This window comes from Aeromonas sp. WP2-W18-CRE-05, assembly GCF_014168615.1.
In the GTDB taxonomy this organism is placed as follows: Bacteria; Pseudomonadota; Gammaproteobacteria; order Enterobacterales; family Aeromonadaceae; genus Aeromonas; species Aeromonas caviae.
Map to the genome: position 1 here is coordinate 3,128,910 of NZ_AP021917.1, position 12,950 is coordinate 3,141,859.

10 protein-coding genes are annotated in these 12,950 nt (G+C 63.3%); 7 read left to right on the forward strand and 3 right to left on the reverse strand.

Features of this window, described 5'->3' with window-relative positions; all coding sequences use genetic code 11:
* Positions 1-58 precede the first annotated feature (58 nt).
* The 3 genes from H7R73_RS14555 to H7R73_RS14565 all read left to right on the forward strand — a co-directional run bounded on the left by H7R73_RS14555 (position 59) and on the right by H7R73_RS14565 (position 4,328).
* A complete protein-coding gene (locus H7R73_RS14555; RefSeq protein ID WP_103259926.1) occupies positions 59-1,321 on the forward strand; it encodes a hypothetical protein in 1,263 nt (420 codons plus the stop codon).
* Positions 1,322-1,390: 69 nt separating this feature from the next.
* Positions 1,391-3,079 carry a 6-pyruvoyl-tetrahydropterin synthase-related protein gene (locus tag H7R73_RS14560; RefSeq protein WP_182951301.1) on the forward strand — a complete coding sequence of 563 codons (1,689 nt, stop codon included), beginning with the start codon at positions 1,391-1,393 and terminating at the stop codon, positions 3,077-3,079.
* A 52-nt stretch (positions 3,080-3,131) separates the two neighbouring features.
* On the forward strand, positions 3,132-4,328 hold the full coding sequence (locus H7R73_RS14565) for a Bcr/CflA family multidrug efflux MFS transporter (RefSeq protein ID WP_049637007.1): 1,197 nt from the start codon (positions 3,132-3,134) through the stop codon (positions 4,326-4,328).
* A gap of 59 nt (positions 4,329-4,387) precedes the next feature.
* On the opposite strand, the gene H7R73_RS14570 is transcribed toward H7R73_RS14565, so the two are convergent.
* The 3 genes from H7R73_RS14570 to H7R73_RS14580 form a co-directional block, all read right to left on the reverse strand.
* Positions 4,388-4,954 carry a pyridoxamine 5'-phosphate oxidase family protein gene (locus H7R73_RS14570; protein WP_103259924.1) on the reverse strand — a complete coding sequence of 189 codons (567 nt, stop codon included), beginning with the start codon at positions 4,952-4,954 and terminating at the stop codon, positions 4,388-4,390.
* A 33-nt stretch (positions 4,955-4,987) separates the two neighbouring features.
* The gene (nhaD, locus tag H7R73_RS14575) at positions 4,988-6,412 is read right to left on the reverse strand and encodes a sodium:proton antiporter NhaD (RefSeq protein WP_103259923.1); all 1,425 of its coding nucleotides are present in this window, start codon (positions 6,410-6,412) and stop codon (positions 4,988-4,990) included.
* Between the two features lie 134 nt (positions 6,413-6,546).
* Complete coding sequence (locus H7R73_RS14580; protein ID WP_010674381.1) at positions 6,547-7,020, reverse strand: DUF4357 domain-containing protein; 474 nt, start codon at positions 7,018-7,020, stop codon at positions 6,547-6,549.
* A 152-nt stretch (positions 7,021-7,172) separates the two neighbouring features.
* Between H7R73_RS14580 and H7R73_RS14585 the strand changes: the two genes are divergently transcribed.
* The 4 genes from H7R73_RS14585 (at position 7,173) to H7R73_RS14600 (ending at position 12,785) form a co-directional block, all read left to right on the forward strand.
* A complete protein-coding gene (locus H7R73_RS14585) occupies positions 7,173-7,853 on the forward strand; it encodes an ABC transporter ATP-binding protein (protein ID WP_103259922.1) in 681 nt (226 codons plus the stop codon).
* Between the two features lie 21 nt (positions 7,854-7,874).
* Complete coding sequence (locus H7R73_RS14590; RefSeq protein ID WP_103259921.1) at positions 7,875-10,301, forward strand: ABC transporter permease; 2,427 nt, start codon at positions 7,875-7,877, stop codon at positions 10,299-10,301.
* A 185-nt stretch (positions 10,302-10,486) separates the two neighbouring features.
* Positions 10,487-11,527: a lipocalin-like domain-containing protein gene (locus tag H7R73_RS14595; protein ID WP_103259920.1), complete on the forward strand. Its 1,041-nt coding sequence runs from the start codon at positions 10,487-10,489 to the stop codon at positions 11,525-11,527.
* Positions 11,528-12,083: 556 nt separating this feature from the next.
* A complete protein-coding gene (locus H7R73_RS14600) occupies positions 12,084-12,785 on the forward strand; it encodes a cold shock domain-containing protein (RefSeq protein ID WP_182951302.1) in 702 nt (233 codons plus the stop codon).
* The last annotated feature ends 165 nt before the right edge of the window (positions 12,786-12,950 follow it).

Genomic DNA, 12,950 nt, shown 5'->3' on the forward strand with positions numbered 1-12,950 from the left:
CGCAAGGGGAGAAGGGGGGCGTCGTCACGGCCGATTACGCTTCGCCAATCGACTCTACTTGCTTGCCCTGCTGCAACTGGCCTGGCTTGGCTGGCTGCTGACCTTCCCCGTGGCGCTCGATTCCGACGATGCCCTCAACTTCGCCCACGGGGTGACTCGCTTTAGCGTGCTGGAGTTCTCCCCCCACTTTCCAGGCTACCCCGCCTTTATCTGGCTGGCGCGGCTGATCAATCTGGCGGTGGACGATCCGGCCCGGGCGGTGCAGTGGACCAGCCTCTTGGGGAGCAGTTTGCTGGCGCCGCTTGCCGCCTTCCTCGCGGTCAGATTGTGGCAGCGGCCCAGCCTGCTGGTGCCGGTCTGGCTGCTGGTATTGGCCCTGCCGCTCACCCCGACGCTCGCCCTCTCCGGCCTGTCCGACGGGCCTGCGCTCGCCGCCTGGCTGGCAGCGCTGCTGGCTTTGCAACAGCGCAAGATAGCGCTGGCGGGTCTGCTGCTGGGCCTCATGCTGGCGCTGCGCCCCTCCTACTTCGTGCTGGCCCTGCTGCCCCTTTGGCTGGGGATGGCGCAGCAGGGCACGCGCGTCAGGTTTGTGCTCCCCATAGCGCTAGTGGGGCTAGCCTGCCTGCTGTTTGTCTGGCAGGCCGATGGCTGGGCCTATTTCAGCGAGGGGCGGCGCTTTACCGACGGCCACTTTACCCTCTGGGGCAACACGGCGGCAGCCCACGGGGATCGACTGCTGAGCTGGGCGAATACCTTCAACGATCAGCTGACCCCGCTCTGGCCCCTGTTGATGGGAGCCTTGCTGATACTGCCACTCTGGCAACGCTCAAAGGATCACAATCCAGCCCCCTCCGTGCTCTGGCCCCTCTACTGGCTCGTTCTGCTGCTGTGGACCCTGTTTGGCCAGAATCCGGACAATCCCCGCCATCTCGCGCCCATCACCCTGCTCGGCCTCGTGCTGCTAGTAGGCTGGCTGCCGCGCCGGGGCGAGCTGCCAGCCATGCTGGGAGCCCTGTTGCTGCTGCTATGCACCCTCACCCCACCGGTGGCACCAGCCATGACCCGGGCCGCCAGACTGGCCGAACAAACGTGCCCGGCGCTGGTGACCCAGTGGGGAGTGAGGCTGCTTAGGGAAACCACAACCCTGCCCGTCACCGACGGCTGGTACCGGGGGGATGCCGCCCTTGCGCTCACCCAGGGGGCCTGCCGCCTCAGCCGCCGTCCCCTGGGGGCAGAGGCGCTACCAGGCCCTTATGACACCCTCTGGTTTGCCCCCCGCTTTCACGCCGAACCCGGCCTCTGGCTCGCCCTGCCCCGCTGAACCGGGCACTTGCGAGGGCATCGCACGACTCGTCTACACTCACAGCCGGGTCTGTCAGGAACCAGTGCAATGGAAAGAAACACGAGCGGAACCGGGGAGGGGATACGGGTCGCGCTGGCCCTGTTGCTGGCCTGCGCCCTGCTGATGCTGCCGCTCTGGTGGCAGGGGGGCAGCCAGGGACACGATCTGTTTCATCACCTGCTCTCCGGCCACTACTTTGCCCGTCAGCTCTGGCAGGGGGAACTCTATCCCCGCTGGCTGATGGCCATGAACGGCGGCTTCGGCAGCTCCACCTTCGTCTTCTATCCCCCGCTCCCCTACTACGTCAGCGCCCTCTTTGCCGGGCCCGGTGCCCACCCCCAGCAGGCCATCTACCCTTTGCTTGGCAGCGCCACCCTGGCCCTGCTGCTCTCCGGGGTGTTTGCCTATCTGTGGCTGCGTGCCACCACGTCCCCTGGCCGGGCCCTGGCCGCCAGCCTGCTCTATCTGGCGCTGCCCTATCATGTCGCCATGGATCTCTATGCCCGCTTCGCCCTGGCGGAGTTCTGGGCCTTCGCCTGGGCCCCCCTTATCCTGCTGGGGCAGGATCTCGCCCACCGCGGACGACCTCAGGGGTTGCCCCTGCTGATCCTGGGGCTGGCGCTGCTGGCCTTCTCCCACCTCCCCAGCCTCTTGCTCATGATGGGGCTGGTCACCTTGCGCGCCTTCTGGTTCGCCAGACGCACCCGCACTCTGACGCCCTGCTGGCAAGCCCTCGTCGCCCAGGGGGTGGGGCTTTGCATGGCAGCCGCCCTGCTGCTGCCCGCCATGGCGGATCAGGGGGCCATCTCCATGGAGCTGATGCGCGGCGGCATGTTCGACTACAGGCGCAACTTTCTCGACCGCCTGCCCAGCGCCTGGGAGGACTGGCGTTTTCGCGGTCACCTGGCGTGGCAAAGCATGCTGACCCTGGCCCTGCTGCTCATCGCCTGGGCCGCCGCCCGGGAGCCGCGCCACCCCGAGCTGCTGTGCTGGGGGGCGATCGGCGTCGTCGCCTTCCTGATGATGCTGCCCCCGAGCCAGCCTCTCTGGAGCCTGCTTCCCCCCTTGCAGCGGGTGCAGTTTCCCTGGCGGCTCAACCTGGTGCTCGCCCTTGCCACGGTCGCCGTGGTGGCGCTCGGCACCCAGCCCCATCGTCTCTGGCAGGGGCTCTGGTGGGGAGTATTTCTGCTGACCCTCCTCTCCACCCTGGCCTATGTGCGTCACGCCCCCCTCACCCAGGCCCCCGAACGGGAGGCCATGGCATTCGAGTTCGACAGCAAGCGCAGTGCCCGGGAATACAGACCAAGGCAGGTACCGGGAGGCATGTTCGCCCCGACCCTGCTCGCCTGGAAGGAGGAGTTCCAGCCGCCTGTCAGCGCCGAACCGCCAGGCGCGAGCTGGACCCTGACCCGCTGGCAACCCCGCGCCCTGGCGCTGGAGATCAAGGCCCGGGTACCGACCCGGCTGGTCCTGCACCAATACCATTACCCCGGCTGGGAGGCCCGCCTCGACGGGCACCTGACGCTGACGGTGAGCGCCAATCGCCAGGGGTTGATGCAACTCTGGGTTCCGGCAGGCCACCACAGCCTCACCCTGACCCTGGCGGCACGCTGGCCGGAGCGCACCGGCAATGCCCTCTCCCTGCTCGGATGGCTTGCCTGGCTCTGGCAGCTCTGGCACCGCACCCGACAAAAGGGCATCGGGCAGGATGCACCTGATCGCGCCCGCCAAAACTGATAGACTCAACACCTGCCTCTTAACCCGGCCCAGCCCACGACTCGGATACCCTATGCCCCAAGCCAGCTCCCTCTCCCCCCGTTTCCTCTTCATCCTGCTCGGTGCCCTGGCGGGCCTGACTCCCCTCGCGGTGGACATGTATCTGCCCGCCATTCCCGCCATCGCCCGGGATCTGGCTACCAGCATCGACGGCGCCCAGCTCACCATCAGCGCCTTCCTGGGGGGCTTTGCCATCGGCCAGCTCTTTTACGGGCCGCTCGCCGACAGCTTCGGCAGAAAGCCGGTGATCCTGGCGGGCCTGACGATGTTTGCCGTGGCCTCCGTGGGCTGCGCCATGGCGGACTCCCTGCCTGAGCTCCTCGCCTGGCGCATGTTGCAGGCCGCAGGGGGCGCCGCGGGTTCCGTGGTGGTCAACGCCCTGCTGCGCGACCTGTTCGAGAAGGATGCGTTTTCCCGCGCCATGTCCTTCGTCATCCTGGTGATGACCCTCGCCCCCCTGGTGGCCCCCGTGGTGGGGGGGTACATCAGTGCTCACAGCGACTGGCGGGTCATCTTCTGGCTGCTGGTGGTCATCAGCCTGCTCATCTGCCTGGTGATGCAGTGGAAGATTGAGGAAACCCTCAAACCCGAGCACAAGCAGCCCCTGCGACTCGGGCAGGTGCTTCGCAACTACTGGGGGGTGCTCTCCCACCGTGGTGCCATGGGCTATGTGCTGTGCGGCGCCCTGTCGAGCTCCGGCATGTTCGCCTTCCTGAGCGCCTCCCCCTATGTCTACATCGAGTATTTCAAGGTGCCGACCGAGCACTACGGCTGGCTCTTTGGCCTCAATATCCTGCTGATGATGGTGGTCACCTTCGCCAACAGCCGGCTGGTGAAAGGGGTGGGTGCCGAGCGCATGCTGCGATACGGCCTGACCGTGCTGCCGCTCGCCGGGGCCCTGCTCATCTACAACGCCTGGAGCCAGACCGGCGGCCTGTGGGGCATCGTCATCCCCGTCGTGCTCTTCGTCGGCCACATCAGCCTGGTGGGGGCCAACGCCATGACCGGCCTGATGGGCCACTTCCCCCAGTCCGCAGGCACCGCCTCGGCGCTGGCGGGTACCCTGCGCTTTGGCCTTGGGGCCCTGGTGGGGGTGCTGGTCAACCTCAATCCCCCCGAATCGCCGCTCCCCATGGCCATCGCCATCGCCGGTTGCGGCCTGGGGTCGGCCCTCAGTTACTGGCTGCTGAGCGGCAAGCGCGTCCCCTGATGCCCTGCAATGAAAAAGCCCTGTCCATGGACAGGGCTTTTTGCATCGGGGCGCAGGCCTCAGTCATCGGCCTGCAACCCGCTGCGCGCCAGGATCTCGCTCTCCAGCCCATCCAGGCTTAGCTGGTTCTTCTTGCGCCAGTAGGCCTCTATCCCCTCCTGCCCCTGGCGTGCCGACCAGTTGGCAAGATCCTCCCTGTCTCCCTGATAATCAAACAGAGGCACCGACATGCCGCACGACGTCTGGACCCGTTCAATGTCCAGCAGGAAGATCTGGCGAGCCGCCACGCTTGGGGGGAACAGCGCCAGCAACGACGGCCACTGCGGATCAGAGCGGTGCAGCACCCGTGCCTGGCCATAGGCCCGCAGAATAAGCGGCGCCCCCTCGAAGGCGCAAAACATCACCGTCATGCGCGGCTGTTGCAGCACCTGGGCCGCGGACTCGTTGCCGCTGCCGGTCAGGTTGAGCCAGGCCAGGGTGTGGGCATCGAGGACGCGCAGCGAATCCCCGCCCTTGGGGGAGAGATTGACCGATCCCTTCGCGGCTGCCGTGCCGACGAAGAAGATCTTCTGCCCCTCGATAAAGGTGACATGGCGCGGCGAAAGCGCCTCGAACAGTTGTCCCATCTTGCCTCTCCCTGGTGCCTGGAACCGGATTCCCTAAAACAGGGCGCTGTTGAGCCACAGGTGCGCCCCTATGCCGACCATATAACCAAGCAAAATGGCAGGCAACCACTTGAGGTGCCCGACGAAGGTATACATGCCCCTGGCCTGCCCCATCAGGGCCACCCCGGCGGCGGAGCCGACCGAAAGCAGACTGCCCCCCACCCCGGTGGTCAATGTCACCAGCAGCCACTGCCCCGTGCTCATCTGCGGCTCCATGGAGAGCACGGCGAACATCACCGGAATGTTGTCGATCAGGGCGGAGAGCAGGCCGATGGTGACGTTGGCCAGGGTTGGATCGCCACCGTCATAGAGGAAATGGGATGCAAGCGCCAGATACCCCATAAACCCGAGGCCGCCGACGCACATCACCACCCCGTAGAAGAAGAGCAGGGTGTCCCACTCCGCCTTGGCAATCTTGTTGAACACATCGAACGGCACCACCGAGCCCAGACGCAGCAGCCTGGCCTCGTCCCCGGTGCGCTCATACAGCGCCCGTGCCCGGGCCAAGGTAACGGGCTGGGTCTTTCGCAGATAGAAACTGAAAAATTGCAGGTAGCCCAGCCCCATCATCATGCCGAGCACGGGGGGCAGCCCCAGGAAGTGATGGCAGGCGACGGCGGTCACTATGGTGAGCACAAAGAGCAACACGATGACAAGGGCGCCGCGCCTTGGCACCACCATCTCGCCCGGCATGGCGGGCACCAGACGGGGCACCATCAGGCTCATCAGGGTGGCCGGCACCAGGAAGTTGAGCAGGGCGGGGATGAAGAGCAGCAAGAACTGCTGGAACGGCACCTTGCCCGCCTGCCACACCATCAGGGTGGTGATGTCGCCAAAGGGGCTGAAGGCGCCGCCCGCATTGGCCGCCACGACGATGTTGATGCAGGCCAGGTTGATGAAGCGGCGCTCCCCGTTGGCCACGTTGAGCACCACTGAACACATCAGCAGCGCCGTGGTGAGGTTGTCCACCACGGGGGAGATGAAAAAGGCGAGAAAACCGGTGAGCCAGAAGAGCGTACGCAGGCTGAAGCCCGCTTGCACCAGGCGTACCCGCAGCACGGCAAACAGCAGCCTGTCCTCCATGGCGTTCACATAGGTCATGGCCACCAGCAAGAAGAGCATCAGCTCGGCATACTCCAGCAGGTTGTGCCGAAACCCGGCCTGAACCAGCTCGCTGTGCCCCTGCCCCGTATAGACCAGGCCGATGGCTATCCAGATGATGCCGGCGGCCACCAGCACCGGCTTGGACTTTCGCAGCTTCAGGTACTCCTCGGCCATCACCAGGGCATAAGCCAGGGCGAAGATGGCGAGGGCAAAGAGCCCGACCCCGCTGTGGGTCAGATCGAGGGGGCCGTTGCCCGCAGCGGCGGGGGCACTGAGCAGGGCCGCCCCGGGCACGAGGTGAAGGAGTCCAGACATGGCGGCATCTCCTGGCAGGCGTCTGGCATTGAGGCTAGCAGCGCAAAGGGAAGCCGCCTCTTTGTCATCCTGATGAGCGGCCCGCCGCGGGCACTCAGGCAAACATGAGCGAGGCCCGTTGCCGGGCCCCGTCATCAGGAGGTCTTCTTGCCAAAACCCGATTGCTTGAGGGTGTAGCCTGCGCTGTTTTGCCAGGCATCCAGCCCGCTTCGGTTGTTGCCCGCCACCAGGCTCGCGGCCAGGCTCGGGCTGTTGAAGAGCTGATCGGCGGTAAAGATGAAGCCCCCTTCGGGGTGGGGAACGAGCACCCCCTTGCCCAGTAGCTCCTGGCGCAGCTCGATCACCGCCTCGCGCAGGGAGGCCGCATCCTCGCCGTTGGCGGTGGAGCCCGCCTGGACCATGAAACCGGGGTTCTGCCGCTTGCCCACCGGATAACCATGGGCCTCTGCCCCCTTGCCATTGAAGTGGTAGAGCTCGCGCTCCCCCGGCTTGTTGTCGGAGAGGGCCTTTTGCAGGGTCATCAGCTCGTTGTAGATATCGATGGGGACCACGGCAGCCTGCTTGACGCCCTTGCTGTCGACGATAAAACTGACTTGCTTGTGTAACATCCTTGCTCATCCTGTGACCCATGGAAGGCCCTATTCTAACCACCTCAGGCGAGCGGGATCCAGCGAGGATCCCCATCCCTTTTGCAGGCGCGATCACTAACTGGCATAGTGACGGACATTGTGAAAGCCATTGACCATCAAACGGTTATCCCATGCTTAGCCTGCGCAACCTCAGTAAACGCTTCGCCAACGGCGGCGAGACGCTCCCCCTGTTTGAGGGGCTGGATCTCGCCCTCACCCCGGGGGAAACCTGCCTGCTGCTGGGGCAAAGCGGCTGTGGCAAGTCCACACTGCTCAACCTCATCGCCGGTCTCATCGCCCCGGACGAGGGGGAGATCTGGCTGGAAGAGACCCGCCTCGACACCCTGCCGACAGATGAGCGGGCCCGCCTGCGTGGCCGCCATTTCGGCATCGTCTATCAGGATTTCAACCTGCTGCCGACCCTGACCGTGGCCGAGAACCTCGCTCTGCCCCTTCAGATAAACAACCTGCCCCAGGACGATGGGCGCCTCGATGCCCTGCTCGCGCGCCTTGGCATGGGCCACAAACGCCACGCCTGGCCGGAGCAGCTCTCCGGCGGCCAGCGCCAGCGGGTGGCGCTGGCCCGTGCCCTCATTCATCAGCCCTGTTGGCTGCTCGCCGACGAACCCACCGGGAGTCTCGATGAACACAACGCCGAGCAGGTGATGGCCCTGATGATGGGCGCGGTGCGCGATACCGGCGCCGGTCTCTTGCTGGTGAGCCACAACCCGGGCTATGGCGACCTGGCGGATCGGGTGCTGCGCCTTGAAGGGGGGCAGCTGGTCGAGCTCAAGGGGCGCCGCCATGGCTGACGTCTGCCGGGGGGCCTGCTGATGTTGCCGCTCAAGGCACTGCTGCGCCTCTATCGCGCTCACCCCTGGCTGCTCTTGATGAGCCTGGCCGGGCTCACCCTCGGGGTCACCCTGGTGGTGGCCATCGAGCTCTTGAACCACAGCGCCCGCACCAACTTCGTCGCCGCCCGCAGCCAGCTCGCCGGGGAGGCCAACTACCGCCTGGCCCCCCAGGGTGGCCTGGATGAACAAGTCTACGTGAGGCTGGTGCGAAGCCAGCCGAACCTTGACGCCATGCCAGAGCTTCACGCCTGGCTCAAGGACGAGCAGGGGCGCAGCTTCCAGTTGCTGGGGATGGATCTCTTCAACCCCGGCCCCCTGCGCCGCCTCTTTGGCGATGCGCCAGACAGACAACCCGATGTCTCGTTGAATCGCGCCGACAGCGTCTGGCTGGCCGCCCCCGAGGCCAGACGCCTTGACTGGCAACCGGGCCAGTCGCGAACCTTTGTGCTGGGGGATGAGGGACAACGCCCCCTGACCCTGACCCTGGCGGGCACCTTCGAGCCCGGCACCGTCCACATGGAGCGGCTGCTGGTGACCGACATCGGCCTCGCCCAGCCCCTGCTTGGCAAGGAAGGCAGACTGGATCGCATCGTCTTCAAGCTCAGCGAGCAAGAGGCCAATACCTTGCAAAGAGCCTTGCAGGCAGCCCTGCAATCCTATGCCCCCCATCAGCCCCTCTGGCTTGAGCCCATCAGCCCGGCGCTCGATGCCAGCCAGCTCGGGGATGCGCTGGCGCTGAACCTCAGCGCCCTTTCCCTGCTCGCCATGGCGGTGGGATTGTTTTTGGTGTTCAACGCCCAGCGCTTCGTGCAGAGCGTACGCCGCCCCCTGCTCGCCCAGCTCATCATCCTCGGGATGCCGCCGCGCCGGGTGCTGCGCTGGCTGACCCTGGAGATCCTGATCCTCGCCACCCTCGGCACCCTGCTCGGGCTGCTGCTGGGGAGCCTGCTGGCCCTCGCCCTGATGGGGCAGCTCACCCAGGCGCTGGCCGACCTTTATGGCCCCAACCCTATCGACCTGCTGCGCCTCTCCCCCGCGAGCCTTGGCAAGGCGCTGGTCATTGGCCTTCTGGGGATGCTTGCCGCCAACCTGCCCGGCTGGTGGCAACTGCTGCGCCAATCCCCCCTTGCGCTGCGAGAGGGCAACAGTCGCCCACCGGCTCACCCCTGGCAACGCCGGGGGCTTGCCATCGCCATTCTGCTGCTGTGCGCCCTGTGTCTGTGGCAGCCCGCCACCGGCCTTGGCGGCGCCCTCTTCGTGGCCGGGGGCTGGCTGCTCGCCATGGCCCTCCTGCTGCCCGATGCCCTTCGCTCCTTGCTGGGGCGACTGCGTGCACGCGGCCCCCTCACTGCCCGGCTCGGGGTGGCAGAAACCCTCTATCACCTGGATCGCACCGCCATCGCGGTGATGGCGCTGCAACTGGCCATCGCCGCGGCCATTGGCATCGGGGTCATGGTGTCGAGCTTTCGCTCGAGCGTGGAGATCTGGCTCGGCCAGCGCCTGGCCGCCGATCTCTACGTCACCGCCCCCAAGGGGGTGGCAGGCAGCAGGGGCGCCCTGGGCGAGCAGACCCTCAACACCATCCTCGCCTCGCCAGATGTGCGCGCCGCCTCCCGCCGCGCCGTGCTCCCCGCCCGCTGGCAGGGTCAGCCCATCGAGTGGGCGCAGATGGACTTTATTCCCGAGCTCAAAGCCGCCTATCCCCTGCTGGCCGGGCGCTGGCCCGCTGCTCCCGACGAGGTGCTGGCGAGCGAACCGCTGACAGTACGCCTCGGGGTCAGGGTAGGCCAGCGCCTAGAGGTAACCAGCGAAGGGGGGCCGAGGGTTTTCACCGTCACCGGCGTCTATCAGGATTACGGCAGCGACAAGGGGCAGATACTGCACGCCTTCGAAGGGAGCAAGGTGCAATCCCTGGCCCTCTTCAGCCCGGATCCCGAGCACCTTGGTGACAGGCTCAGGAGCCAGTTTGGCGAGCAGGTGAACCTGTTGCCCGCCCCCGCCATCCACGCCGCGGCGCTGAAGGTGTTCGATCAGACCTTCGTGGTGACCGAACTATTGAAGTTGCTGATCCTGGGGATCGCCTTTGTCGGCATCGGCTCGGCCTTTATGGTGCTGGGGCTGGCCCGGCGCGGCGAGTTGCAGACCCTGCAAAGCCTTGGCCTGAGCCCGCGGCACTGCCGCCAGCTGCTGGTGTGGCAAGGGGCGGGCCTCGGGCTGCTCACCGCGCTCCTGGCACTGCCGGTGGGCTATGGCCTCGCCTGGGTGCTGATTGAGGTGGTCAACCCCCGCGCCTTCGGCTGGCGGCTGGCCTTCGAGGCCGCCCCCCTGCACGCCGTCACGGCGCTTCTGCTGGCGCCGGTGTGCGGGGCGCTGGCCTCCTGGTACGCCGCAAGGAGAGTGGTATGACATATTGGTTGGCGCTCTGGCTCGGCCATGGCTTGACGTTCCCATTGACCAGATCTCTGTCACCGCACTTGATTCAGCGCAGAGAAGCGCACAGAGCTGCCGCGAACCATCCCCTCTCCCTTCGGGAGAGGGCCAGGGTGAGGGGAATCTTGTCCTCTTTACGGTCCCTGTGGCTTGCAGCCCGCTTGATCCCGCTTGTTGCCATAAGCGGCCACGCGCAGGCCAGCGATCTGGGGACCATCCTGGGTGGCGGTAGCGATCACTTCAAAAAGGCTCTGCCGGGTCAATCCATCCTCCTGCCCGCGGATCACGGTGCCCACCCCGACTACCGCTCCGAATGGTGGTATCTCACCGGCAACCTCAAAGACGAGCAAGGGCGCGGCTACGGCATGCAGTGGACCCTGTTTCGCCAAGGCATCGAGCAGGAGATAACATCCGACAACCCCTGGCTCACCCCCCAGCTCTGGTTGGCCCAGTTCGCCATCACGGATGTGAGCAAAGGCCGCCACCAGCAGGACGAGCGCACCAGCCGCCAGGGGCCGGGGCTCGCCGGTGCCAGCGGCGGTGAGTATTGGCTGAAAGAGTGGGTCTTGGCCTCTCAAGGAGAAGCGCTCTTTCCCGCCACCCTCAAGGTGCAGAGCAAGGCGGGGGATCTTGATTTGCAGGTGAGTGCCGCCAAGCCGGCGGTACTACAAGGCAAAGCGGGTTACAGCGAGAAGAGCCCGGGCAACGCCTCCTTCTACTATTCCTACCCGCGCCTGACCATCAGCGGCACTTTGACCCTGGATGGGGAGACCCGCCACGTCAGCGGTGAGGGCTGGTTCGATCACGAGTGGAGCAGCTCGGTATTGGCCGAGTGGCAATCGGGTTGGGACTGGTTTTCGCTGCAATTTGAGGATGGCCGCGAGCTGATGCTGTTTCGCCTGCGCACCAAGGCAGGACGCACCGAGCCTGAGAACCACTACGGCATCCTGATCGAGCGGGACGGCAGCAGTCGGGTATTAAGCCCAGATCGCATCCGCCTCACCCCCGGCAAGACCTGGCGCGGCCCCAAAGGGCAGCCCTATCCCGTCGAGTGGCAGCTTAAGGCCGCTGATTTGAATCTCGTTATTAAGGCGCGTCAACCCAATCAGGCCATGACGGGGCGCTTTGACTACTGGGAGGGGGCGGTATCCGTCTCGGGGGATGCAAAAGGCGTCGGTTATCTGGAGATGACGGGGTATTGAACCCAAGGCCTGCCTCATTTCTCGCTGCGTCTCTTTGTGTGTTGCGGGGCGAAGTCTACGCCCCATTACCATCTCTACGGTTTGGTTCTGAGGCAACTTCCCAATAACAGCCAGCACCCAATATCCTGCCCTATCCAATTTCTGATCCCCATCAAAAATACTCACCAACCCACACCCAAAGTAAAACATTTTGCTCAACATATGCTGCTGTACTTGGTACCCTGTTTATGCGCCAGCCCTAAAGGCAGCCAGGGAGCGACTACGGTTCGTACATCCTCAATCAGTTAACCACAGCACAATGGAGGCTATATTCCGTGCGGTAGTCGTGTGATTTAGTGAGTAATGAAATATAACTGGATACCAGTAAACACCATTGTTTTATAGTTAGGCAGGGTTTATAAAATCGAGATTGAGTGTGTTATACGACATGACAATCTCAGTGAGATCCTCCTCTATGTAGAAAGCACCTAGGGATACAAGAATAAAAAATCATTTTCTTTGTCAATCTCTTGTTCATTAACACAGTCAATTCAACATTTGATACCCAGGGAAGAAAATGAAAGGGAAAGTTACTCAATGGAATGATGGCAAGGGCTTTGGATTTATTACGCCAGAGGATGGTTCAGAAAAAATATTCTTCCATATCTCTGCTGTGAACCCTAATGACAGAAGGCCACAGATTAATGACGAGGTGTTGTTTGAGACTGACACCGATAGTCAGCGACGGGTGAGAGCGACAGAAGTTTACTATGAAGGTTGGACTCTTAGTCCTATCAAACAACCTTCCAAACAAAGCTCTCTTTCTAAGGGAGGGCCAAGTGATAAAAAAATCATACTTGAACCTGTCAAAAAAACACCTCTGGATTATGTTTTTTTAATCTTGGCTATAGTTTTGATAACTTTTACTGGCTTTAAATATTATAAAGAAAAAGACCTTGCGATATCACTTCCTATTGCATTGTTTGCAATGATATTACTTGCTCTCTTCAGTCGTCCCAAAAAACCTTCAAAAAAATTCTTTACCTGTTCTCGTTGTCGCTGCAATGCCCCGTTTGACAATCGCACCATTCGCGCTTGGAATACGGGAACAATGAAACTCTATTGCTCAAATTGCCATGCTGAATGGTTGAGTAACCGAGAAACAACAAATAATGATTTCCACTCATCATCAAACCGGGGTAGCGGCTGCCTTGGTGTTCTAGTAATGATGATCGTTATTCCAGTAGGGTTAGTGTCTATCGCATCTTGGCTGAGTTGAACATTACTTAATGGGAACTTGTCGTGAAGCAGTTAATGGCCAGATAAACTCCCGACTCTTGTACCTACTTCTTTATCTCACCACTTGATCAACCAGATGAGGATACTGTGATAGGGAATACTGTTACCACCTCATTTCTCAGGTGCAGCTGTATTCCATGGCTGC